Raw genomic sequence first — 25,940 nt, forward strand, 5'->3', positions numbered from 1 at the left:
TTTGTTCAAAGCAACGGGCGCTACCGAAACTGGGTTGCGCCAAAGCAAAAAATAACCAATATAAACTATTAATTATGAATAAACTCTACAATCAGCGGAAGGAGAAGGTGCGTAAGCATTTGCTTTATTATTCAAAACTGGTGTTAGCAATTGTGATTTTTTTAACGGGCAATTTAACTGCTTTTGCACAAAGTAAGAGCGTGGTTGGTGTGGTTACAGATGAGACCAATCAAACGGTTCCGGGCGTTTCCATTTCAGTTAAGGGAACCAAAACAACCACACAAACTGATGCAAACGGACGCTTCAAAATTCAGGTATTAAGTAGCGATCAGCTCGTATTTAATTATGTGGGTTATGCCTCGCAAACGATAGCGGTTGGAAACAGAACGACTATTAATGTTTCTTTAAAATCGGCGGTTACGGGTTTAAGCGATGTGGTGGTGGTAGGTTATGGAACCACTAAACGTGCCGATTTAACTGGTGCGATTGGTTCGGTAAACATGAAAGATCTGGAACAGGCACCCGTAAAATCTTTCGATCAGGCATTGGCTGGTCGTGTGGCCGGGGTTCAGGTTTCAACTAATGATGGTCAGCCGGGTGCGACCGCAAATATTGTGATCCGCGGTGCGGGATCAATTTCTCAGGATAATTCGCCACTGTATGTTATTGATGGTTTTCCATCAGAAAATGCCAATGCAAATTCCATCAATCCATCAGATATTGAAAGCATTGATGTTTTAAAAGATGCTTCAGCCACGGCGATTTACGGCGCCCGCGGATCAAACGGTGTGGTACTCATAACCACTAAAAAAGGCAAGGCTGGCAAACCTCAACTTACCTATAACGCCTATTACGGTTTCCAAAAGGCACCCGAAAAAATTCCGGTAATGGGGCCGTACGAATATGTAAAATACCTTCGCGATTTGGATCAGGCCATTGCCGATTCTACTTATCTTAAAGGCGGAACTACACTTGACGATTATCGAAATGTTCAGGGTTTGGATATGCAGGATTATGTATATCAAACCGGTCAGAACCAAAACCATGATATAGCTTTAAGAGGAGGAAACGATAAAACAACTTATTCCATTTCCGGGAATTTTAACGACCAGAAAGGAATTATCATCTACAGTGGTTTCAAGCGTTACCAGGGGAGATTTGTATTGGATCAGCAGGTAAACGATAAACTTAAAGCAGGGATCAACGTGAACTATGCGTACAGCGAAAGTTTCGGTACGCCAATTTCTGCCACCAATTTTTATGCCTCATCGGTGCTATTGTATTCGGTTTGGGGTTATCGCCCTACCAATGCCTTATCAGGAAAAGATGCCAATTCTGATTTATTGGGTGGCTTGTACGATCCAGCGAATGAAGGGAATTCGGCACAAGATTACCGCGTAAACCCACTGATCAGTTTATCTAACCAACAAACAAAATATAAAACGACCAACCTTGCTGCCAATGGTTATGCAGAATATGCTTTTACGCCGAAGCTGAAGTTGAGAATTGCCGGAGGGATTAACAATAACGTAAACGAAACCAACATCTTCAATAATTCCCAAACACAATCTGGCAGTAAATGGAATTCATCAGGGCCAAATGGTACCATTGCCAGCAGTCCGGTTTTTAACTGGTTAAGTGATAATACCATCACCTACAAAAATACTTTCAATAAAAATCATAACCTTACGGTTTTGGGTGGCTATTCTGCACAGCGAAATAAAAGTTCGTTCCGCTCTATCTATGCCACGCAAGTTGCCAATGAAAGCTTGGGGCTTGATGCGCTCGACCTTGTTCCGGCAGCAAATACGGTCATTTCTGTAAACAGTTCCCGCTGGACTTTAATGTCGTTTTTAGGAAGAGTAAATTACGATTTTAAAGGTAAATATCTACTTACAGCGAGTTTCAGGGCCGATGGATCATCAAAATTTTCGCCAGCTAACCGTTGGGGTTATTTTCCTTCGGCAAGCGCAGGTTGGAGGTTTAGTCAGGAAAATTTCCTAAAAGATCAGAAATGGTTGTCGGATGCCAAATTGCGTATTGGTTATGGAGAATCAGGAAATAACCGTGTAAGCGATTTTGCTTATCTGCCTCAATTAAATTTAGCCAATACCCAGTACTGGTATTCGTTTAATGGCAAACCGGTAGCCATTGGTTCAGTGATTACCGCTGCCGGAAATTATGATTTAAAATGGGAAACCAATGTACAGACGAATTTAGGATTAGACCTCAGTTTCCTTAAAAACCGTTTGGGTTTAACCGTTGATGTTTACAAACGCACCACAGAAGATTTATTGCTGAATGCAAATTTACCCTTCGCAAATGGTGTTCAAAGCGGAACAGGCTTTAAAAACATCGGAAGTTTAGAAAACAGGGGATTGGAAATTACCTTGAACAGCACCAATATCGCCACGAAGAACTTCCGCTGGAGCAGTAATTTTAACATCAGCTTTAACAAAAATAAAATCCTCGAATTAACAGAAGGGCAGAATTCATTGCTTTCCGGTTCAGGAACTTTCTTCGATACCAGTTTTAGAGGATTATCTCCATACATTTCGGTAAAAGGGCGCTCAGTAGGTGAGATGTATGGTTTAATTTTCGATGGTATTTATCAGTACAGCGATTTCGACAGAATGCCAAACGGCACTTATGCACTTAAGCCAAATATTCCGAATAATGGTGCTGCGGTTCAGCCGGGAGATATCAAATACAAAGATTTAAATGGCGATTTAACCATTAACGCAAATGATTACACCATTATCGGTCGGGGTTTGCCCATCCACACAGGTGGTTTTAGCAATAACTTCAGCTACAAAAACTGGCATCTAGGTGTTTTCCTACAATGGAGTTATGGCAATAATATCATCAATGCCAACCGTTATGTTTTTGAAGGTGGAATTGTAAGGAACTTCACCCTTAATCAATATGCAACTTACGAGAACCGCTGGACACCAACCAATCCGAGCAACGAATTGTACAAAGCAGGGCGTTTTGTGAATCCCAATTATTCATCCAGAGTAGTGGAAGATGGTTCGTATTTAAGATTAAAAACTGTTCAGTTGGGTTACAACTTCAGCAGCAAGCTGGTGAAGAGTATTGGCATGTCGAGATTACGATTAAACGCCTCGGCGCAAAATTTACTCACTTTTACCAATTATTCAGGCTTAGATCCCGAAGCTTCTGCCCGTCCGGGTAACTTAACGCCAGGTTTCGATTACGGCACTTACCCGCAATCATTCACCGTAACTTTTGGTTTAAACGCAACATTTTAATCATCATTAAAAGATAAGACAATGAAAAACAAATATATTTTGGCTTTTTTATTCGTGATGGGATTATCTTCATCATGCAAAAAGTTTCTGGATACCGAACCAACGGATTTTTACTCACCTGTTAATTTTTACAGCACAGCTGATCAGCTTCAAATTGCTTTGAATGGCGTTTACAGCACCATGATGTTGGAGCGCATGTACGGGCAGGTGCATCACTTTAATTTTGTAAGTACTACTGATGAAATGTTACCCGATCGGGCAACGAGCAATGAAACCCGTGGATTGTATTATACGTATGACGCAGGGCATTCTTATGTTCAGGATTGCTGGCAATATCCTTACATCGCCATTAATAATGCAAATGTGCTGATTGACAACATTAATAAACCCAGCATGGATGAAAAACAGCGGGGTTACATTAAAGGACAAGCACTATTCTTAAGAGCCTACAATTACTTTCTGTTAACCATCCAGTTTGGTGAAGTTCCTTTGGTATTGCATCAGCCAGGCATTGCCGAAGTTAATATTCCGGCAGCTACCCAGCCGGCTATTTATAACCAAATTGTTGCCGATTTAAAAGAAGCAGAAACCTTGTTGCAAGGTCGTACTTCGGCAAGTTTAGGTTACAATGATCAGGTTACCATTACAGCCGTACAAGCCATGTTGGCTAGGGTGTATTTGTACTGGGCAGGTTATCCGGTTAACGATACCAATAAATATGCTGATGCCATAACTTATGCAGATAAGGTTATTGCTTCTGGTCAGCATGCCCTAAACCCAGATTATAAACAGGTTTTCATCAATCTTTTTCAGGATCGGTATGATTTGAAAGAAGATATTTTGGAGTGGGGTTCTGCAGGTGCTGCGGCTGGCGTAACCAACAAAACCGGAAATGATATCGGTAATTTCAATGGCATTATCTCCGCTATCCTTTTGGTAAACGGAACTTTTGAGCAAAACTCCTATTCCGCCGCCGGTTGGGTGCGCATCACCAAGAAATTGTTCGACAGTTATGAAGTAGAACCCAGCAGTACTTTGGTAAATAAAGCTTCACTTGATACCAGGAGAGATTGGAACTGTCCGGATTATATCTGGACAACCAATGCATCAGCCGGAACCAGGGTAAAAACAGATCGTTCTGCGCCATGGCAAATGAATACCGGTAAATTTAGAAGAGAATATGCACCGGCAGAAATGCGAAATACGGGCACCTATAATGCCAACTGGCCGGTAATTAGATATGCAGATGTGTTGTTGATCAAGGCAGAAGCAGAAAATCAGGTCAATGGTCCAAATGCTGCGGCTTACGATGCCATTAACCAGGTTCGCAAGCGGGGTTATGGCACCATGTATGGCAATATTGTTAAGAATATCATGGTAGTAAATGGAGGCTCGGGTTATTCAGCCGCCAATCCACCGGTGGTAACCATTAGTGGCGGCGGAGGTACAGGTGCAACGGCTACAGCCGTGGTTTCAACGGCAGGTGTAGTCACCGGAGTTAAATTAACCAGTCGCGGAAACTTAACCCTAGCTGGTCCTTATTATACTTCCGTGCCTACAGTCACTATTGCTGCACCAACCACAGGCGTAACGGCTACCGCCACCGCCACCATTACCAACGGATCAGAACATTTGTTGACCCAGGGATTGAGTAAAGCAGATTTTCAACTGGCACTACGTGATGAACGCATGCGTGAAATGTGTTTTGAAGCATCAAGAAAATATGATCTGGTGAGATGGGGGAATTTCGCTGGCGATTTACAAGCTTTCGGCAATTATGCAGTTGCCAATGGTGTGACTGCCGGAAACGGCAACATCAACGGGTATCAAGGTTTAATAACCGTAACACCCCGATATAGCCTGATGCCGAAACCAACATACGAATTGAATTTAAATAAAGCACTAAAGCAAAATCCAGGTTATTAATCAATAAAATATTAAGAAATGAAAAACTCATGTTATATCATCTTAATTGCCTGTACCTGTTTTTGGGCATGCAAAAAAGAGCTTACTACTGAAACACCAACGGTTGATATTGCCTTAACCAATGCCCGTTCTACCATTGGCGATACTTTAGTTTTTAAACTTGGCGATACCTGTAAATTCAACTTTAGCGGTTATGCCGATAATGTTGTTTTCTGGGGAGGAACACCTGGTAATAAATATGAATTTAAAACCCGTTCATCCGCATTTGGAACGCCAACCTTATCGTTTACCAGTACAGCACAATTTGGCGCCCAAAATAATACCTTGCAGGTTTTGGCCACCAATAAATTGCCAGCTAAAGATTCGGCAAGTGTGGTAAATGCAGCGTGGACAGATATTACACCCCGAACACCCATTGCTACAAGTGCCACAGCAGTGAACACCGGACAGGTAAATTTATCTGATCTGGTGAGCGGTGCCAACGACAGCTTGTTTATTGCCTTTAAATATACAGGCCTTACCGGGTCCACGCAAAGAACCTGGACCATCACCAATTTTTTTGTTAATAATGTGCTGAGCGATTATACCTATAACCTAAGCTCTTTAGCAGCAGACAACGCATTTTGGACCAGATTTGGAAATGTGTGGTCGCCTGCAAGTTCGAGATGGGTAGCCACTACAACCGCACTAACCATTGTTGGCGGTGCAGCAACTGCGCCTTCCAATACCAGCTGGATCATTAGTAAACCATTGTTTGTTGGAAGAATTGCTCCCGATGTTCCAACAGCAACGGTAAAAAATATTACAGCATCGGCATTGTCAACCTACAATTATAAATACGCTGCCGTGGGCAGATACAAAATCACTTTTGCAAGTTACAATACCACACCAAATGACAGCCAGTTGGTGTTGAAAGAATTTAATGTGAAGGTTATCCTTTAATTGAGCGTAAGCGCAGCTACCTATGATCAAATTTATTCAATTCCTATTATCGATTAAGCCAATATCGCGAAGGTGGAAGTTTTGTTCATTGCTTTTATTGATGATCAACTTTTCAGCTTTTGCGCAGAAAGAGCCCTTTTCAACGATAGAAAAGCGCATCAGCGCTGATTTGCAAACCGGAGTTAACGATGCTTTTCTGGCGAAAAGGATCACAAGGGATTTATCAAAACTAAAAGCCGATGGAAGCTGGACAGATATTAATTATGCCGACGTACAATACGATCCTTTGAAAAGAATTAAAGAAATGGCTACTGCTTATATCCGTCCATCAAACAAACTTTACGGAAACCAGGAAATTTATGTTGCGATCATTAAAGCTTTGACCAATTGGCTCGATAAAAATCCCAAAAATAAAAACTGGTGGTACAACGATATTTTTTATCCGCAGGCTATTGGGCAAACGTTAATTTTAATGCGTAATGCCAAAACGCCCTTACCGCTTGAGTTGGAAAAAGCTTTAATCCAAAGGATGATCCGCAAATTAAAAGTTGGCGATGGCGCAAATACTTCGGATGAGGCTTTGCATTATTTGTACCGTGCCTGTTTAACCCAAAATAAAAACACATTGGATTCAGCAGCAAAATATCTTTTTGAGCCTATCGCAGTTGAAGATGGAAAAGAAGGGGTACAGGTGGATGGAAGTTATTACCAGCATGGCAAACAGCAGGCCATTGCCAGTTACGGACGGGTGTTTGCCGGTAATTCGGTTAATGCAGCTTATTATTTGAATGACACGGAATATGCATTGCCAAAAGCCCAGCTCGATATTTTGGTGAGTTACCTGAAGAATACTTTCTTGAAGACCATTCGAGGCTCGTTTTACGATTTTAATGTGAGGGGCCGGGGAATTAGTCGGCCAGATTCGCTAAATGCCTTTGTATCTGGAATGGTTAATAAAATTAAAATGTTCGACAAGGAAAATTCAGCTTACTGGGAAGCATCAGCGTTGAGAACATCCCATCAAAAACCTGCAAATTATCAGATTAAGCCATCCCATACAGTTTATTGGAAAAGTGGTTATACGCTCCATGTTCAACCACAGTATTCTTTTAGCATACAAACAGCCTCAACAAGAACCCTACGTACGGAAAGAGGAAATAACGAAAATGTGCTTGGTAAATTCCTGTCAGATGGTGCCACCAATATTCAGCGAAGCGGATCGGAATACGCCAACATTATGCCCATTTGGGAATGGGATAAAATTCCCGGAACGACCAGCAGGGATTATGCGGATGATCAGGGCGCAATCATTAAAAAAGAATGGGGAATACCTGGAACAACGAAGTTTGCAGGTGGCGTGAGCGATGGTACTTATGGCGTTTCGGCTTACGATTTAGATTATGATAGTGTTCAGGCAAAAAAGGCCTGGTTTTTCTTCGGTAAAGAAATTGTATGCCTGGGTGCCGGAATCAGCAGTTCTTCATCGGAGAACATTACCACAACCATCAACCAGTCATGGCTGCGGGGGAAAGTCATCGAAGATAAAAAATACCTGCTCCACGATAGTATTGGCTACTTTTTTCCTGATGGAGGAGATATGAAAGTTACCCAACAGAACGAATCGGGAAACTGGTACCGCATCAATCAATTTCAAAGCAAAAACAAGGTTTCGGGCAAGGTTTTTAAAACCTGGTTTAGCCATGGAATAAAACCTCAGGATGCCCATTATGCTTACGTGGTCGTTCCCGGGGTTGGCGATGCCGCAATGAAAAACTATCGTCCGGATGCGATTAAAATCATTAAAAACACCAAAACAATTCAGGCGGTAATGCACAACGGTTTGGCTATACTGCAAATTGTTTTTTATGCAGCCGGAGAATTTAATGATGATGGATTAATGATAAAAGTAGATAAGCCTTGTATCGTATCTGTAAACGAATTACAAAGTTCAAAACCAGTGATTTATATCGCCGATCCTACACAAGAAAATTCAAATGTTCAGCTCGAAATTAAAACTCAAAAGCTAAAAGTTAATAAAAAAATAACCTGTAATCTTCCGGTTGGTGCCCTTGCAGGCTCAACCATTAAATACAATATTTCCAATTAAATAAACACATCTAAAATCATGAATAAAAACAGTTTAATCATCGCCTTACTGGTTCTTTTGAATGCCGTTTCTTTTGCCCAAAATAATGTGCGAAAGCCAATGGCTCAACTTATTAACGATGAATTTAAGTTTGCTGCCGATCAGTATCAGTTTCTGGCAAAAGGCATTCCCGCAGGTAAAACACCGCAAACCTATCAAAATGGAAAACATGTAAACTACGATATTCAATGGTGGTGCAGCGGTTTCTACTCGGGCAGCTTATGGTATATTTATGAGCAAACAAAAAGTGAAACGATAAAAAAAGAAGCGGAAGATGCCCTGAAAGTAATTGAGGCCAACCAAACTTTTACCGGTAACCACGACCTGGGTTTTATGATGTATTGCAGCTTTGGGAATGCTTACCGCTTAACCGGAAAGCCCGAATATAAATCAACCATTCAGCGTTCAGCACAATCGCTTTCTACCCGTTATCACGATAACGTAAAGGCCATTCAATCATGGAATAAAGGAAAATACTGGAATTATCCGGTAATAATCGATAACATGATGAACCTGGAAATGTTGAACTGGGCTACAGATAATGGCGGCGATAAAAAGTTTAAGGAAATTGCCATCATCCATTCCAATACGACTTTGAAAAATCACTTCCGCCCTGATTTTAGTTCTTTCCATGTGATTGATTATAATCCGGAAACGGGGGCGGTAAAGAGAAAGGCAACCTGGCAGGGTGCTGCAGATTGTTCTGCCTGGAGCCGCGGACAAGCATGGGCGTTGTATGGCTACACCATGATGTATCGCTTTACCAAAGATGAAAAATACCTGAAACAAGCGAAAGGAATAGCACATTTTATTTTAAATCATCCGAATTTGCCTGCTGATAAAATTCCTTTCTGGGATTTCGACGCACAAGGTGTTCCTTTTGCCAAACGCGATGCTTCTGCAGGTGCTATTATGGCCTCTGCTTTATTGGAGTTGGCACAATTTACAACTGATCAGGAAAAAGCAGAATTTAAATCTTCGGCAGAAACCATGATTTATTCACTGGCAAGTAATGCTTATCGTGCTAAGTTGGGCGAAAATGGTGGCTTTTTATTGATGCACAGTACAGGTGCTTATCCATTAAATAGTGAAATAGATGTACCTTTAGTTTATGCGGATTATTATTATTTGGAAGCTTTGGCAAGGTACAAAAAGTGGTATTTGTAAAAAGCCAATCAATTTATCACTAATGAAATTTAAACTTTCTTTGTTTGCATTATTCATCATTGCGACAACTACCCACGCACAAACCAGAAAAGCTACAACCGGCGCTCAAGACCGGGCTTTTTGGGTAAAAACACTTTACCGGATTTCTTATCCTGTGGTACACGAGTTGGCAAATGAAACTTTAAAGAAAAATATGCCTTTAGAGAAAGGTCCGGGGTATGGCCTGAACGTGACCAAAGTTACGTATTTGGAAGCTTTGGGCAGAACCATGGCAGGGTTGGCGCCCTGGCTGGCCTTGCCAGATGATGAATCTGCCGAGGGAAAGCTCCGCAAAACCATGCGTACGGAATTGCTTAAAGGACTAGCAAATTCTGTAAATCCTGAAAGCCCGGATTATATGAATTACCGTACCGAAGGACAGCCGATTGTTGATGCCGCTTATGTGGCGCATGCCTTTCTTCGGGCACCTAAAGCACTTTGGGAACCCTTGGATGAGCTGACTAAAAAACGGTTCATCGAAGAATTTAAAGCTTTACGTACCCGAAGTGGTGCTTATAATAACTGGCTTTTATTTGCCGGGTTAACCGAAGGATTTTTATTAAGCATTGGTGAGCAATATGATCCTGCCAGGGTTCAGTTTTCAATTAATAAAATGAAAGAATGGTACGTGGGCGATAGCTGGTACAGCGATGGCGATAAATTCAGCATGGATTATTACAACTCTTATGTGATTCATCCCATGTTGGTTGATCTTTTAAAAGTTTTGTTGGAAAAGAAAAAAGCTTCGCAGGCAGATTATGATATGGCCGTAAAAAGAATGGCCAGGCATTCGGAGTTTCTGGAAAGGTTAATTTCTCCAGAAGGAACTTATCCGGCCTTTGGCAGATCGATTACTTACAGGATGGCTGCTTTTCAGGCATTGGCGCAAACGGCTTTGATGGAAAAACTGCCGGAACAGGTGAGCCCTGCACAGGTACGCTGCGGCTTAACCAAAATTATGCACAATATGTTCGATGGTAATCAGAATTTCGATGATAAAGGCTGGTTGGTTTTAGGTTTTAACGGGCATCAGCCGATGATTGCAGACACTTATACCTCTACCGGAAGTTTATACCTCACTACATTAGGTTTTCTGGATTTGGGTTTGCCTGCCAATCACAAATTCTGGACCGATGCGCCCGCACCCTGGACAAGCGTAAAAGCCTGGAAAGGAGAGGCCGTAAAAAAAGATTATAAAGTTGAGTATTAATTCCAATAATAAGTATCGTATAAATATATTTGCGAACAAGAATTGATTTCCGATTCTAAATCTTATCTCAAACTTTAACCAATGAATAAATTCGAAAGCCGTTACGCTCAAAGCCCAAAAGAAGTTAAACAAATGGATACCGCCTCACTGCGGGAAAATTTTTTAATCGAAAACGTTTTTGAAGCGAACCAGGTAAACTTAACCTTGTCTCATTTTGATCGGTACATTGTTGGTGGCGCAATGCCAGTAAACGGAAAATTAGTTTTGCCTAATCCTGATGATTTGAAAGCCACATATTTCTTAGAAAGAAGAGAGTTGGGGATGATCAATGTTGGCGGAAAGGTTATTGTAACTGCTGACGGCGAAACATTCGAGTTAGAATACAAAGAAGCCTTATATATCGGCAAAGGTACAAAAGAGGTTACTTTTGAGTCTGCTGATGCAGCCCAGCCAGCAAAATTATATTTAAATTCTGCACCGGCACACCATAGCTATCCAACAAAAAAAGTAAGCAAAGCTGATGCTGAAATCGTAGAATTGGGTACACCTGAAACCGCTAATCATAGGGTTATTAACAAACTTTTGGTAAACAGTGTATTGCCGACTTGCCAGTTGCAAATGGGAATGACCGAGTTAAAATCGGGAAGTGTTTGGAATACCATGCCAGCGCATACTCATGATAGAAGAATGGAAGCTTATTTCTATTTTGAAGTTCCGCAGGGGCAAAGTGTTTGTCATTTTATGGGGCAGCCGCAAGAAACCCGCCACATTTGGATGCAAAACGATCAGGCGGTAATTTCACCAAACTGGTCTATCCATTCCGGAGCAGGAACAAGCAACTATACTTTCATTTGGGGTATGGCAGGGGAAAATTTGGATTACGGCGATATGGATCATTGTGCGATCACTGAGTTGAAATAAATCTTCATTCCTCAATAATTCAGGCGAATAAATTTAAAAGATTTCTCCGTTTTCAGTCGAAATAACGACTAATGATAAACAAATCTTAATCTCAATAAGAAAAGAAAAAATGTCAAACATATTTGATTTAGCAGGTAAAACTGCGTTGGTTACCGGTTGTAAAAGAGGGATTGGCAAGGCCATGGCTTTAGCATTAGCAGAGGCTGGTGCCGATATTATCGGCGTTTCTGCAAGCCTGGAACTTGAAGGAAGTTCCATTGAAAAAGAAGTGATTGCCTTAGGCAGAAAATTTTATGCTTATCAGTGCGATTTTGGTAAACGCGAAAGCACATTGGAATTTGCTGCAAAGGTAAAATTGGAGCATCCGGTGATTGATATTTTAGTAAATAACGCTGGTACCATTTTACGTAAGCCAATTGCAGAACATCCGGATGAGATGTGGGATGAAGTTATTGCCGTAAATCAATCGGCTCCGTTTATTCTCACGAGAGAAATTGGCCGGGATATGGTTGCGAGAGGCAGCGGTAAAATAATTTTTACAGCTTCGTTATTAACTTTTCAAGGTGGGATTACAGTTCCTGGTTACGCCGCCAGTAAAGGTGCCATTGGTTCTTTAACTAAGGCTTTTGCGAACGAATGGGCATCAAAAGGGGTAAATGTTAACGCCATTGCGCCTGGTTACATTGCAACAGATAATACAACCGCGTTAAGGGAAGATGCGGATAGAAGTACCTCAATTTTAGCCCGTATTCCTGCAGGAAGGTGGGGAACTCCCGAAGATTTTAAAGGACCAACTTTGTTTCTGGCGTCAGCTGCAAGTAACTACGTTCATGGCACAGTTTTAACCGTTGATGGCGGCTGGATGGGCAGGTAAAATTTTTGAATTGCTAAATTGCTAAATTGTTAAATTGTTGAATGTTCGATTGGTGGATTCACCTCTCGTTTTTGCGAAGGAGCATTTCGCGACTGTGGTAATCTTCTCTTCTAGGGCGTAAAACTACTTTTAGCTTTCACCTTTCAACTTTTGGGAATGAGATTGCCACAGCCAATGAAAATTTGGCTTCGCAATGACGGACTTTTTTAGGGTTTAACATTTTAAAAAAAAAAGACATTTGGCGTTTTACTCCAAATGTCTTTTCAAAATTGTTTTTCTATTGGGAAATCAGGTGAGGTCACCCAAAACCTGCCTTTAAAAAAGGTTATAAATTTCTTTAATATCTTTCAATATTGTTTCGAAATCGATTTTTAAATCAATTAATCTACCAGTATGAATATCAAAAACCCATCCCTGAACCGTTAATCCTCTGAGTGTGATCGCTTCTTGTACAGCGGCTGTTTTTAGTAAGTTCACGCATTGCTCCTGAACGTTCAATTCCACTAATCTGTTGTAACGAACACCTTCATCTTCTATCGCATTTAATTCATCTTTATGTGTACGGTACACATCGCGGATATTACGTAACCAAGGGTTTAAAATGCCCATGTCTGCTGGTTGCATGGCTGCTTTTACGCCACCGCAATTGTAGTGACCACAAACGATTATATGTTTAACTTTTAAATGGCGGACAGCATAGTTTAATACCGTCATTACGCTTAAATCAACGTTGTTAACCAAATTGGCAATATTTCTATGAATAAAGGCCTGCCCAGGCTGTATGCCCATTAAATCTTCAGCAGTAACACGACTATCTGAACATCCGATGTATAAAAACTCTGGAGTCTGACCTTTTGCTAATTCAGTAAAATAATCTGGATTATTTGCTAGTTTTCGGCCAATCCACTCTTCGTTATTTTTAAAAACTTCTTCTACATTCATGTGTATTATTTTAAAATTTATTTATGATATTAAATGTTCTAAATGTCAATCTGATATAAAACTAAAGAAAGATTTTCTGATTTCTAGAAGTTACACATCAGATATTGTTCCACTATTTATTAACAATTAACAGTTTTTAATACCATTACATTCCTCAAATATTTCTAGTTGAAATAATATTAATGGCTAATGATTTAACAATTTAACAAATTAAATGTTCACTCGTATTTTTCAGCTACCTTAAATTTTCTAAAATTCGTGACAACTTTTCGTCTGTATTCTTAGATTTTAACTGTTTCAAAGTTCTGTTAAAACTGCGTACTGAAATGCCTAAGTAGGCCGCCATATCTTCCTTTGAAATGGAGAAATGTTCATCAAATTGAAGCTGCAACAATTTTAATAAACCGTATTCCAACGTGTAAAGCTGCTGAAATGAAGCTCTTGAGCTCGTTTGGATAATCCTTGTAGAAAGTTCCTGTAACAAAATTTGGGTAAATTTCTGGTTATTTTCTGTTAGCGATAAGAATACATGCTCGGGGATAGCATACGCCGTAACTTCACTAATGGCTTCTACATTGCAAAGGCAATTAATTTTTTTAATGGCTTCCAGCTCTCCAACAACCTCACCTTTGCCCAAAAATTCAATAATAAAATCTTTGCCGTTTTCTTCCGAGATGAAACATTTGGTAATGCCATCTTTAACGATATAGATATTTTTGATCTTCTCACCTTGCGCTATAAACCTAAAGCCTGGCATAAACGTTTTGAGGCGAATGCCCGCATCTAAATTTTCCTTATAAAAACCTTCAATGAAGGATAGAAAGTTGAGGTTTGTTCTTAACATATTTCAATAGGGGGACAAATGTCCTTTCCGCTATCGCCGGAGAGGTTTACATTTGCATTACGAAATTACAGCATAACAATGAACAATCAAATTACCGTTATCGCTTTTGATGCTGATGATACACTTTGGGTTAATGAGCCTTACTTCCGCGAAACAGAAGAAAAATTCGCAGGCTTGCTGGAAGATTTTATGCCCCATCATAGCATTGTGGCAGAATTACTTAAAACAGAAATTGACAATTTGCCGCTTTATGGCTATGGCATAAAAGGTTTTATGCTGAGTATGATTGAAACGGTACTAAGAATTACCGAAGGGAGAGTTAACCCTGAGGTGATTAGCAGAGCAATTGAACTGGGGCAGGAAATGCTCAACAAGCCTATCGAATTATTGGAAGGCGTAGAAGAAGTGCTAAAGGCGCTTCACGGGAAATATAGGTTAGTGGTAGCAACTAAAGGCGATTTATTAGACCAGCAGCGAAAGTTAACCAAATCAGGTCTAGATCATTATTTCCACCATATTGAAATTATGAGTGATAAGCAGGAGCGGGATTACCAAAAGCTGATTAAACACCTTGATTGCAGGCCTGATGAATTTCTAATGTTGGGCAATTCGCTTAAATCGGATGTTTTGCCAGTATTGGCCATCGGTGGTCACGCGGTGCACATTCCATATCATACTACATGGGTGCATGAGCGTATAGATCATACCATTGAGCATCCAAATTTTTACCAGGTAGAAAATCTTGCCGATGTTTTGCCCAAACTAATTAAATGAGAGAAAAAATAGATATAAACACCTGGATCAGAAAAGATCATTTTGAATTTTTTAACACATTTGAAGAGCCCTTCTTCGGTGTTACTGTTGATGTAGATTGTACCGCAACTTATCAAGAAGCAAAAGAGAAAAGCCTTTCCTTTTTCTTGCTTTACCTACACAAATCGCTGCTTGCAGCAAATAGAACGGAGGCCTTTAAGTATCGGATTATAGACGGGGAAGTTTGGAAATACGATGTTGTAAATGCGGCTTCAACCATAAACCGCCCGAACGGAACTTTTGGCTTCGGGTACATGGATTTTTTTAAACAGTTTGAAGATTTCAAAATCGCTGCACTTGAAGAAATTGAAAAGGTTCAGCAAAGCACCGGATTAATTCCTTCTTCATCGGGAGAAAATGTTATCCATTATTCAGCGTTACCGTGGTTAAATTTTTCATCAATGTCTCATGCCAGGAAGTTTTCGTTTAATGATAGCTGTCCGAAAATTTCTTTCGGAAAGTGCCGGGATGAAAACGGAAGAAAAATTATGCCGGTTTCCATTCATGTGAACCACGCTTTAATGGATGGTTTGCATGTGGCTCAGTTTGTTGATGAATACCAGGCTTTGCTTAACCAGAAAGCTGAAAGTTAATATCAGCTTAATAGATGTTTAACACTTGAAAATTAATTTCGACCAATGTTTCTGGCCGTAGTTATCATCCCAATTTACATCCTCGCAATTATTTCCATGTGTTTCATGGATTCAATGTATAAAGCACTAATGTTTTTTCTGATGTTGCTTATCGCAACCTTTGTGCTTTTTTTGTTTATTAATTACCCGTTGCAATCGGCAATAGGTGTCATTTGTATCATGGCGTTATTTGCTTTTAAGCTGAAAGATTAATTTTCATTTGCTTTAGAAAAAGTATTTGCTATTTTTGCTCCACAATTAATCATTAACACTTTTTTGGGGGATTAGCTCATTTGGCTAGAGCGCTTCGCTGGCAGTGAAGAGGTGATCGGTTCGAATCCGATATTCTCCACCAAGCCTTATCAGAAATGATGAGGCTTTTTTAATTTTATCAATATTTACTACCACAATTGGTGTTTCTTCGAAAAATGCACCGCAATCTTCAGCTATATAAGTTTCGAAGCCTTTGCTCAATCTCCTACCGAATTTATCAATAGACTTTTATGATATCAAAATTGATATTTATCAAAGAAATGAAAAAAAAAATTATAAAAAAAATCATAACGTGCAGATTTTTAAGTACTTTTATGTCTATCCTTATTGTACATGAATTCTTTAACAAAAACGCTTGGCGATCACAATTGTCCGAGGTGCCGTAATTTTGAAACTTATCGTATCCCAAGAAGTTTCTTGTTCAAACATATTTTAATTTTTATTCCAGTAAAACGATATAAGTGTGATCGATGTTTAAACACATTTCATTTGTTAAATTAAGCGTTTTCGAAGTATCATCGCAAGCTATCTTAACTATGCCTATCTTCTGAAACTTTCCATACAATTTAAAATGTATGTTTATCTAAGGAAAGGATCAAGCGAAAGTTTGTGATTTCCGCTTCAGCTTATATTACCTCCCTTCCAAATTCGCCATTTCAGGATAAGATAAGAATTCTCAGCAACAAAGTCTTAATCGAACGCTTATCTTTTTCGTACGTTTCAAGTATGGAGCCAAAAGTTTACTGATGAATATGCTAATTTTTTAATGCACCTAACAGTACTTTGATTTTACCCTGCAATCCATCCCTTTAACAATAAATAATTTAATCCCGTTAAGCAGTGATTCTGTTTTTTCCTTAACGCACCCAGGGCAATAATAGATTACAACCTCAGGTTGTGCAGTTGTAAAGTAGATTGTAAACTAAATTATACATATAACCAAAACTTTTGTGTTATTTTGATGTTTAATCATTGTATATGAAAAACATCTATTTTATCGCTCTGCTCTCCATTTTTTCCGTGAACCATCTTTTGGCGCAGGAAAGTTTGCTCAACTCCGAAAAGATTGATGGAAATAATTTGATTGAACAACTGCACAACGACCGCTATCAATTTAACAAGAAACTGATAAAGCATAAAGGTAACTTAACCCAGTTGCCAGCATCGCAATCCATTTTAAGATCTGGCAAATATACCGTTACTTTTGCCGGACGCGATTATATAATCTATAACAAGCAGGTTGTAGAAATTAGCGGTATTAAACTTTCTAAAACTGCATTGGCGGCGATTACGAATAAGCTATCATTATTAGATCATCTTCAGAAAAATTGTTCTGAAACCGTAAATGCAGAATACAAAAAGAATAAAAGAAATCTACAGTATATTAAAAATATCGATAGGCAATATTTTTCTTGCCTGAAACAAATCTCGTCTATCACAGGTGATATTTCTCGGGAGGTGCGTAAGCCAAACGCCTCTGTAACCATCGAACTGGCGATGGATAAAGTAAATGTTCCTCAGATGTTTACTAATTCTTTAGTGAATCAGGAAGTATTGCTTGCCGAGATTAAATAGCATGATTAAAATCCATAGGCGATCAGCAACAGTTAATTAAACACTACACAATAGTTCTTAAAAAATAAACTGCCCGACAGGGCTTTTTTAATTTCAAAGCGTTATTTTTACGCCAATTATGGAAAACGACAAAAAAGAAATATTCGATAGCGTTGCACAACGTTTAAAAATTGAAGGTTTTAATGTAGTAAATCGCGATGAGACACGCCCATGGGGAGGTTTCTTTGTTATTGATGAGGCACAGGCTCAGCAATTTGCAGATACTTACTTTGACGGATTAGATGTAGAAAGTTTAAAAATTGGCGGTAAGTTAAGTCCGAAAATATTAATTGTAGCACCAAATACACGTTTGTCGTGGCAATATCACCACCGTAGAGCTGAAATTTGGCAGGTAGTAACAGGTACCGTAGGTATCAAAACCAGCGAAACTGATGAAGAAGGTGAAGTAAAAACCTATGCACCAAAAGATCAGATAAAATTGCAACAAGGCGAACGCCACCGTTTAATTGGTTTAGATGATTGGGGTGTGGTTGCTGAGATCTGGCAACATACTGATGCATCAAATCCATCCGATGAAAGCGATATCGTTCGCGTTCAAGACGATTTCGGTAGATAAAAATATTCTATAGAATCCTGTTCTGACTGTTCAGCGCAGGATTCTCATTTATTCCAACACTTCTGCTTCTGGTTTCCAGCCATTAGAAAAACTAAACGTTAAAAAAATACGTTTATAAAGTATACACACCATACATGATTATCTTCATTTTTTTTGTTTGCCATTGGTTTTTATCCCTATTTAGTCAAACTTTTTTTCTCCACCGTTATTCTTCCCATAAGATGTTTAAAATGGAGCCTTTTTGGGAAAAATTCTTTTATCTCGTTTTACTGATTTCTCAAGGTTCATCTTTTTTAAATCCAAGAGCGTACGCCATTTTACACCGCATGCACCATGCATATAGCGATACAGAGAAAGATCCCCATTCTCCACATTTTTTTAAGGATGTATTTGGGATGATGATCGCAACAAAAAATATGTACATGAATTACCTGCATTTCAAAATCCAACCGGAACCTGCATTCCAGGGCAATTATCCTGAGTGGCCGCTGATTGATCGAATTGGTGATTCATGGATTTGGAGAATTGGTTGTGGCTTATTTTACATCGGTTTTTACATCATGTTTGCCAACCATTGGTGGCTATACTTTTTATTGCCCATTCACTTTTTAATGGGGCCATTACATGGTGCTATTGTAAACTGGTGCGGGCATAAATATGGTTATTCAAATCACGACAATGATGATCATAGCAAAAATTCATTACCATGGGATTTCCTGTTGATGGGTGAGTTATTCCAAAACAATCATCATAAAAAACCAAATAGTCCGAACTTTGCGACTAAATGGTGGGAATTTGATCCAACTTATCCGGTAATGAAGGTTTTGCATTGGATGAAGATAATTAAGATTAGAAAGGTATAAATTTATTTGTAGAGTTAGTTTCTGCAATTTGCATTCCCCTCTTCTAGAGGGGTGCACGCAGGGTGGGGTGTTTTATTTGCTTGAAAAAAATCCATTGGCTGAAACCAACGGCAATGAACTCAAGGCAGATGATAGGCATTTGTTATTTATTTTTTTGCACTGTTTTCTGTAAATTAAACCCGACAGTAGCGAGCACGGAGTGTAACGAAGTAAAGCAGATGGCGGGACTTTCGGAACCGATATACGCAGAAACATGCTTTTCAAACCAAATAAAATCTAACCCTATGATTAACTTCCTCAAAATTATTTTCTCAGCATTGCTGGTTTTTATGTGCTATAAAGTTGTGGCAACATCACTAGAAAGCAACCTCTTTAACGAATGGGATTTTCTGGGTTCCATCCCATGGATGCGTGCCACGCTTTGGGATTTTTACGCTAACATCTTCATTATCACGCTATGGATGTTTTACAAAGAAAAAAGCATTATTCTTAAAATCTCTATTACAATTTTGTTCGTATGTTTAGGTAGTATAGCAACTTTAGCCTATGTTTTAGTTCACTTATTTAAGCTAAAAGATGGTGAAGGTGTTAAAGAATTACTTAGTAAAACTTAGGGCGTAAAGTTAATGGTGTGGGGTGTTTTACTAAGCTTTAGTTATACTTAACTATGGCTTAAAGCCTTAAAACCATTACTGAAAACTTATGCCTTTTCAAATAGGACACCTGCTTTTTATTGCCCTTATATGTTTAATTTCTTGCTGTGCCATTATGGCTTTGGTGTGGTTATGGGCTAAAAGAATTAAAAACGCCGGTGTTGTAGATGTTTTCTGGGCACTGAATTTCCCGGTAATTACAGTGATCACTTTCTTTTTAGCTGAAGGTTATGAAACCCGCAAAATTTTAATTTGTGCTATTTTTTTGATCGCAGAATTGAGACTGGGTATTCATTTGTGGCAACGCGTAATTGGTCATTTAAGTGAGGAAGAAGGAAGGTATCAACAACTGCGCAAAGAATGGGGCGATAAAGCCGATCGGAATTTCTTTGTTTTCTTTCAGTTTCAGGCCATTTCAAACGTGCTTCTGGCCATTCCGTTTTTTATTATAACCGCTAATCCATCGCCACAAATTTCTATTCTGGAATATATCGGCCTTGCAATTTGGCTTGTAGCTTTTGTTGGTGAAATGATAGCCGATAGGCAGCTTGCCGCATTTAAGAAAGACCCCAAAAACAAAGGCAAGGTTTGCGATACAGGTTTATGGTATTACAGTCGCCACCCCAATTATTTTTTCGAATGGTTAACCTGGATGGCTTATTTCATCTTCGCATTAGCATCGCCATGGGGCACCGTGGCCATCATCAGTCCGGCAATTATTTTATATCTATTAACCCAGGTTACAGGTGTTCCAAACAATGAAGAGCAAAATTTAAGGAGCAAACCCGAAGCCTATAAAAAATACCAACAAACAACTTCTGCCTTTTTTCCGTGGAGGAAAATTAGTTAAAGGTTGCATGTTGCGGGTTACAAGTCTAAAACTTCATAGCCTGATTTTGCACCCAAACCGGTAACTTTTAACTTATAATTAACAACTCAAATGTGGTACGATAAACTTTTAGAAAACGACAAACTTCCTGATACCGCACTGCGTATGGGGATTAGAAAACTTTGCAAACAACGTTTAGATGACGAAACTTTAGGCGATGAAGCTTTGCAGCAAGAGAAATTTATGGATTTGGTTGCCGAATTAAAGCAGTCGCCAATTGCGGTAAATACTGCCGAGGCCAATGAGCAGCATTATGAATTGCCTACACAGTTTTTTCAATATTGCCTTGGTAAAAATTTGAAATACAGTAGTGGTTATTGGAAACCGGGCGTAAAAGATATTGATACTTCGGAAGATGATATGCTTGCTTTAACCTGCGAACGGGCGGATTTGCAAAGTGGGCAAAATGTGCTTGAACTGGGCTGTGGCTGGGGTTCGCTATCACTGTATATGTCGGCAAAATTTCCAGAAAGTAATTTTACAGTGGTTTCTAATTCTGCAACACAGAAAATTTTTATCGATGAAACTGCAAAACAACGAGGTATTCAAAATTTAACAGTTTTAACTGCCGATATGAATACTTTTACCATCGCCGATACTTTTGACAGGATGGTTTCTGTTGAGATGTTCGAACACATGCGTAATTATAAATTTTTGCTGAACAAGGTTGCCGGTTTCTTAAAGCCAAACGGAAAATTGTTTGTGCACATTTTTACGCATAAAACGCTGGCTTATAAATTTGAGGTAATTGATGAAACGGATTGGATGAGTAAATACTTTTTTACAGGTGGCATTATGCCTTCCAATCATTTATTTTTCTATTTCAATGATGATTTAAAAATTGATAAACATTGGGTAGTAAACGGAACCAATTATGGCAAAACTTCCGAAGCCTGGCTGAGTAATATGGATAAGCATAAAAAGGAAATCATGCCAATTTTAGAAAACACATACGGTAAAGATCAGGCTGTAAAATGGTGGGTTTACTGGCGTTTATTTTACATGAGTTGCGCCGAGCTATTTAACTATAATAAAGGAAACGAGTGGATGGTTTGTCATTATTTGTTTGAGAAAACAGCCTAGGGGAAAGCTGAAAAAATAAAGCCAAATATTAATTTAAGAAAATGCAAAAATTAGCCATTATTGGCTCCGGAATAGCAGGGATGGGTTGTGCCCATAAGCTGCAGCATCAATACGATATCACAGTTTTTGAGCAAGGTGATTATATTGGCGGTCATACCAATACCATTACGCTCGAAGAAGATGGTAAACCCATTTATCTGGATACTGGTTTCATGGTTTTTAACTACCAAACTTATCCAAATCTAACGGAAATGTTTGCTGAAATTAACGCACCAGTTATCAAAACGGATATGTCTTTTAGTGTTCAGTTTCTGCCAAAAAAGTTAGAGTACAGTGGTTCAAGTTTAAACCATTTATTCGCACAGCGGAAGAATATTCTTAATATATCTTACCTGAAAATGCTGATGCAGATAAACCGCTTCAATAAACAAAGCATCGAAATTTTAGATCAACCAGCCTACCAGAACTATTCCATTGGTAGGTTTTTCAAAGAATTTGGTTATAGTGAAGATATGCTTTGGCAATATCTGATTCCCATGAGTGCAGCGGTTTGGAGTGCACCAATGGAACAGATTTTAGACTTCCCGGCGGTAAGTTTAATCCGCTTTTTTAAAAATCACGGCTTTTTAGGATTAGATACTCAGCACCAATGGTACACCTTGCAAAATGGAAGTCAGGCTTACCGCGAAAAATTGATTGCACCATTCCGCGATCGAATTAAGATCAACAATAAAATTGTTTCCGTAAAACGATTGGAGAATGGAAAGGTAGCGGTTGTAAATTCAACAAACGAACGTTTTGAATTTGATAAGGTCATTATGGCCTGCCATGCGGACCAGACTTTTGAAATTGTAAAAGATAAAACGCCTTTAGAAACCGAATTGCTATCGAAGTTTAAATACCAGCTTAATAAAGCAGTGGTGCATACCGATGAAGATCAAATGCCAAAAGCCAAACTGGCCTGGAGCAGTTGGAATTATCGTGTAGAAAAACAAGGCGATAAATTGTTGCCGAGTACCATTTATTGGATGAATAACTTACAGGGTGTTTCTAAAAAAACGAATTACTTTGTTTCAATTAATCCTACGGCCACTTTAAATCCGGAAAAAGTTATAAAAGAAATTGATTACCACCATCCTTTATTTGATGTGCCGGCTATGCAGGCGCAAGAGCGATTACATGAGTTGAATGAAGATGGTCCGATTTATTACTGCGGAAGTTATTTTAAATATGGTTTCCATGAAGATGCGTATAAAAGTGCAGTGGATCTATGTTTGAAGATGTAAGGTTTTTTATATCATTCTGATGGTTAATATTTCATAAAACTAAACATGAGTAACGTTTGAGGGCGGTCGTCATTGCGAGGGAGTATTTCACGACCGCTGCAATCTATTCTTTTACGAATGAGATTGCTTCTCCCGATGAAGAATCGGGATCGCAATGACGACAAAACAAAATTGATGTGGAAGCAAAGTGTCTGAAAGCGATTTAAGTGCTGCCTTGGTTACCAAATTAAGTGTGAGAAGATATCCTAGTGTCAGTAAATATAAGCTGGAGATTTTTTGCTGCGCTCAGAATGACAAGATGCCTGCTTCATTGCTGTCTAACTTCAGCTATCGGATAAATTTTTATTTTTTGTAAATTGAATTAAATGCCTTTAAAATCCAACATATACACCGCCAAAGTCATGCACCATCGGCTGGCACCCAAAAAACACTCTTTTTGGTACAATGTGTATATGTTTTATATCGATTTGGATGAGATTGATGTACTGGAAAAAAAACTTCGGTGGTTCAGCCGCAACAGATTTAACCTGTTTTCATTTCGCGATTCGGAACATTTACAATTGCCAAAAAATAATCCGGATTCAACGAAAACCACTCGCCAGCATCTGGAAACGTATTTAAAGGGTTATGGTGTCGACGTAACAAAACTGAAAATTAAGTTGCTAACCAACCTCAATGTTTTAGGTTATAATTTCAATCCGGTTTCGTTCTATTTCTGTTTCGATGAAAATGAAAATCCGGTGTGCTGCGTGGCAGAAATTAGCAATACCTACCGCGAAATGAAACTTTTTTTCTTTGGGAAAGACGAACTAGACGGTGATAGCTTCAAAAAAATCACAACAAAATATTTTTACGTTTCGCCATTTATTGATCACGATGATTCTTTTGATTTTAATCTGAAAATCCCCGGAGAAAAACTTGAGATTAAAATAGATGATATTGATAAAAGTGGTAATAAGTTTTTTATCAGTACTTTATTTGGCAACAGGAGAGACTTAACCAATGCCAGCTTATTAAAATATTTTTTTTCAATTCCCTTAATTCCATTGCAGGTAATGGGCATGATTCATTGGCAGGCATTTAAACTATGGATGAAAAAATTACCATTTCACCCAAAAGCTGAAAACCCTGAACTGCAACGTAACGTATATAAACCTTATAAACCACAAACAAAATAGATTTAGATTATGAGTACGCTTGCCGCCACCAAAACACATATTGGTTTTTTTGAAAAAGTGGTTTTAAATTCGCTTTCCAAAATGACCCTGGGTAAGTTGGAGCTTTCCTTGCCAAATGGCGAAACACTCACTTTTGGTAACCATGAAGACAAAATTTCTGCAAATATACAGGTGAATCATCCTGATTTCTTCAAATCAATAGCATTATATGGCGACATCGGCTTCGGGGAAGGCTATACTTTGGGGCTTTGGGATACCTCGAATATTACAAACGTAATTAAATGGGTGCTCTTGAATATTGAAAATGCACCTTCGGTTACAGGAAGCAAAGCAAAATCAATTGCGCTTAACCTTTTTAAAATAGTAAACAAGCTTACCCATGTTCGCAGGGCCAATACGCTTGCAGGTTCACAGAAAAATATTTCAGCACATTACGATCTGAATAACGATTTCTTTGCAACATTTTTAGATAAAACCATGACCTATTCTAGCGGCTATTTTTTAAATGATCAAGTCAGTTTAGAAGAATCGCAATATGCCAAATATGATCGCCTTGCAAAACAATTGAAGGTTAAACCTACTGATCATGTTTTGGAAATTGGTAGTGGTTGGGGTGGGAATGCTATTTTCCTGGCTAAAAATTATGGATGTAAGGTAACTTCAGTAACCATCTCAAAAGAACAGCAAAAACTTGCTGTACAAAGAGTGAAAGAAGAGGGACTTGAAGATCTGGTTTCAATCATCATTCAGGATTACCGCAAAATTGAGGGTACTTTTGATAAGATCGTTTCCATTGAAATGTTAGAAGCGGTTGGTCATCAATATTTGGAAACTTATTTCGAGAAATGCCAATCGTTGCTAAAAAAAGACGGTATTTTCGCTTTTCAGGTTATCACTTCTCCAGATAGCCGCTATGATAAATTAAGAAATGGGGTAGATTGGATTCAAAAACACATCTTTCCAGGCTCACTATTGCCATCCGTTTCGGCAATCAACAAAGCCATTAACCATACCGGCGATTTAACCATGGTCGATTTGAAAGATATGGGTTTAGATTATGCAAAAACACTCCATCTTTGGTATCTGGAATTTAACAAACATTTGGATCAAGTGAAGGATTTGGGTTTTGATGAAAATTTCATCCGCAAATGGAACTATTACTTAAACTATTGTGAAGCCGCTTTCGCCATGCGCAACATCAATGTGATGCAACTGGTTTATACGCGTCCGAATAATACATCGAGATAAATGAGATTTGATGATGCGTTAATTTGATGAGTGGGATGGAAATGTAATGAGGTAAGGTGTAAGATGGATGATGGAATCGCATCATTCATGAAAATATTGGAATGGATAATGAACGGAGGCTTTTTCAATTATCAATTATCAATTATCAATTACCAATTACCAATTATCAATTACCAATTTCCAGTTTTCAATTTTCAGCTTCGATTTCCAGTTACCAATTTCCAGTTTTCAATTTCCAATTTGCACTTACCAATTATCAAATTCCAATTTCCAATTACCAATTTTCAATTACCAGCTTCGATTTCCAATTTGCACTTACCAATTATCAAATTCCAATTTCCACTTACCACTTACCAATTACCAAATTCTAATTCCAGTTACCAATTTTCAATTTCCGGTTTTCAATTTCCAATTTGCATCTTCCATTTCCACCCGTCAATTTCCACCTAGTTTATCTATTTTTCGATCAGCTATCTTTTTTTACCGATAAATTTGCACCTTTGCCGACTAAATTAACGTAGTCGCGTAAAAAGTATTCTACTCTGTTG

At 38.8% G+C, this 25,940-nt stretch carries 21 protein-coding genes and 1 tRNA gene; 20 read left to right on the plus strand and 2 right to left on the minus strand.

From position 1 onward, the window contains the following. Positions 1 to 74 precede the first annotated feature (74 nt). The 8 genes from R2Q70_RS14385 to R2Q70_RS14420 all read left to right on the plus strand — a co-directional run bounded on the left by R2Q70_RS14385 (position 75) and on the right by R2Q70_RS14420 (position 12,497). Positions 75 to 3,272, plus strand: a complete 3,198-nt coding sequence (locus R2Q70_RS14385; protein WP_316808261.1) for a TonB-dependent receptor — start codon at positions 75 to 77, stop codon at positions 3,270 to 3,272. A 21-nt stretch (positions 3,273 to 3,293) separates the two neighbouring features. Then, positions 3,294 to 5,198, plus strand: coding sequence for a RagB/SusD family nutrient uptake outer membrane protein (locus R2Q70_RS14390; RefSeq protein ID WP_316808262.1), 1,905 nt, complete (start codon positions 3,294 to 3,296; stop codon positions 5,196 to 5,198). 18 nt (positions 5,199 to 5,216) lie between these two features. Further along, complete coding sequence (locus tag R2Q70_RS14395; protein ID WP_316808263.1) at positions 5,217 to 6,140, plus strand: DUF5017 domain-containing protein; 924 nt, start codon at positions 5,217 to 5,219, stop codon at positions 6,138 to 6,140. Between the two features lie 100 nt (positions 6,141 to 6,240). Next, complete coding sequence (locus R2Q70_RS14400) at positions 6,241 to 8,247, plus strand: polysaccharide lyase family 8 super-sandwich domain-containing protein (RefSeq protein ID WP_316808264.1); 2,007 nt, start codon at positions 6,241 to 6,243, stop codon at positions 8,245 to 8,247. An 18-nt stretch (positions 8,248 to 8,265) separates the two neighbouring features. Next, a complete protein-coding gene (locus tag R2Q70_RS14405; RefSeq protein WP_316808265.1) occupies positions 8,266 to 9,453 on the plus strand; it encodes a glycoside hydrolase family 88 protein in 1,188 nt (395 codons plus the stop codon). Positions 9,454 to 9,475: 22 nt separating this feature from the next. Beyond that, positions 9,476 to 10,702 carry a DUF2264 domain-containing protein gene (locus R2Q70_RS14410; protein ID WP_316808266.1) on the plus strand — a complete coding sequence of 409 codons (1,227 nt, stop codon included), beginning with the start codon at positions 9,476 to 9,478 and terminating at the stop codon, positions 10,700 to 10,702. A gap of 81 nt (positions 10,703 to 10,783) precedes the next feature. Next, positions 10,784 to 11,623: a 5-dehydro-4-deoxy-D-glucuronate isomerase gene (kduI, locus tag R2Q70_RS14415; RefSeq protein WP_316808267.1), complete on the plus strand. Its 840-nt coding sequence runs from the start codon at positions 10,784 to 10,786 to the stop codon at positions 11,621 to 11,623. Positions 11,624 to 11,732: 109 nt separating this feature from the next. After that, on the plus strand, positions 11,733 to 12,497 hold the full coding sequence (locus R2Q70_RS14420) for an SDR family NAD(P)-dependent oxidoreductase (protein ID WP_316808268.1): 765 nt from the start codon (positions 11,733 to 11,735) through the stop codon (positions 12,495 to 12,497). 315 nt (positions 12,498 to 12,812) lie between these two features. On the opposite strand, the gene R2Q70_RS14425 is transcribed toward R2Q70_RS14420, so the two are convergent. Both R2Q70_RS14425 and R2Q70_RS14430 read right to left on the minus strand, forming a co-directional pair. Further along, positions 12,813 to 13,439 carry a carbonic anhydrase gene (locus tag R2Q70_RS14425; RefSeq protein WP_316808269.1) on the minus strand — a complete coding sequence of 209 codons (627 nt, stop codon included), beginning with the start codon at positions 13,437 to 13,439 and terminating at the stop codon, positions 12,813 to 12,815. A gap of 235 nt (positions 13,440 to 13,674) precedes the next feature. Further along, positions 13,675 to 14,283, minus strand: coding sequence for a Crp/Fnr family transcriptional regulator (locus R2Q70_RS14430; protein WP_316808270.1), 609 nt, complete (start codon positions 14,281 to 14,283; stop codon positions 13,675 to 13,677). Positions 14,284 to 14,361: 78 nt separating this feature from the next. On the opposite strand from R2Q70_RS14430, the gene R2Q70_RS14435 reads away from it, so the two are divergent. From R2Q70_RS14435 to R2Q70_RS14490, 12 genes are all read left to right on the plus strand, one after another. Continuing rightward, complete coding sequence (locus R2Q70_RS14435; RefSeq protein WP_316808271.1) at positions 14,362 to 15,057, plus strand: HAD family hydrolase; 696 nt, start codon at positions 14,362 to 14,364, stop codon at positions 15,055 to 15,057. After that, positions 15,054 to 15,689, plus strand: a complete 636-nt coding sequence (locus tag R2Q70_RS14440; RefSeq protein WP_316808272.1) for a chloramphenicol acetyltransferase — start codon at positions 15,054 to 15,056, stop codon at positions 15,687 to 15,689. Before R2Q70_RS14435 ends, R2Q70_RS14440 begins: the two co-directional genes overlap by 4 nt. Before the next feature lie 317 nt (positions 15,690 to 16,006). Beyond that, positions 16,007 to 16,083: transfer RNA gene (locus R2Q70_RS14445), tRNA-Ala, on the plus strand. An 896-nt stretch (positions 16,084 to 16,979) separates the two neighbouring features. Beyond that, positions 16,980 to 17,576, plus strand: a complete 597-nt coding sequence (locus tag R2Q70_RS14450; protein WP_316808273.1) for a hypothetical protein — start codon at positions 16,980 to 16,982, stop codon at positions 17,574 to 17,576. Between the two features lie 118 nt (positions 17,577 to 17,694). Beyond that, positions 17,695 to 18,192, plus strand: a complete 498-nt coding sequence (locus tag R2Q70_RS14455; RefSeq protein WP_316808274.1) for a phosphoheptose isomerase — start codon at positions 17,695 to 17,697, stop codon at positions 18,190 to 18,192. A gap of 134 nt (positions 18,193 to 18,326) precedes the next feature. Then, positions 18,327 to 19,055, plus strand: coding sequence for an acyl-CoA desaturase (locus R2Q70_RS14460; RefSeq protein ID WP_316808275.1), 729 nt, complete (start codon positions 18,327 to 18,329; stop codon positions 19,053 to 19,055). A 284-nt stretch (positions 19,056 to 19,339) separates the two neighbouring features. Further along, the gene (locus R2Q70_RS14465; RefSeq protein ID WP_316808276.1) at positions 19,340 to 19,669 is read left to right on the plus strand and encodes a DUF1475 family protein; all 330 of its coding nucleotides are present in this window, start codon (positions 19,340 to 19,342) and stop codon (positions 19,667 to 19,669) included. Between the two features lie 88 nt (positions 19,670 to 19,757). Next, the gene (locus tag R2Q70_RS14470; protein WP_316808277.1) at positions 19,758 to 20,558 is read left to right on the plus strand and encodes a DUF1295 domain-containing protein; all 801 of its coding nucleotides are present in this window, start codon (positions 19,758 to 19,760) and stop codon (positions 20,556 to 20,558) included. A gap of 90 nt (positions 20,559 to 20,648) precedes the next feature. After that, on the plus strand, positions 20,649 to 21,680 hold the full coding sequence (locus R2Q70_RS14475) for an SAM-dependent methyltransferase (RefSeq protein WP_316808278.1): 1,032 nt from the start codon (positions 20,649 to 20,651) through the stop codon (positions 21,678 to 21,680). Positions 21,681 to 21,721: 41 nt separating this feature from the next. Continuing rightward, entirely contained in the window at positions 21,722 to 22,966 is a 1,245-nt protein-coding gene (locus tag R2Q70_RS14480) for an NAD(P)/FAD-dependent oxidoreductase (RefSeq protein ID WP_316808279.1), read from the plus strand. A gap of 365 nt (positions 22,967 to 23,331) precedes the next feature. Beyond that, the gene (locus tag R2Q70_RS14485) at positions 23,332 to 24,144 is read left to right on the plus strand and encodes a DUF1365 domain-containing protein (RefSeq protein ID WP_316808280.1); all 813 of its coding nucleotides are present in this window, start codon (positions 23,332 to 23,334) and stop codon (positions 24,142 to 24,144) included. A 9-nt stretch (positions 24,145 to 24,153) separates the two neighbouring features. Next, on the plus strand, positions 24,154 to 25,392 hold the full coding sequence (locus R2Q70_RS14490) for a cyclopropane-fatty-acyl-phospholipid synthase family protein (RefSeq protein WP_316808281.1): 1,239 nt from the start codon (positions 24,154 to 24,156) through the stop codon (positions 25,390 to 25,392). Positions 25,393 to 25,940: the final 548 nt, after the last annotated feature.

Source organism: Pedobacter agri (assembly GCF_032678665.1).
GTDB classification, from domain to species: Bacteria; Bacteroidota; Bacteroidia; order Sphingobacteriales; family Sphingobacteriaceae; genus Pedobacter; species Pedobacter agri_A.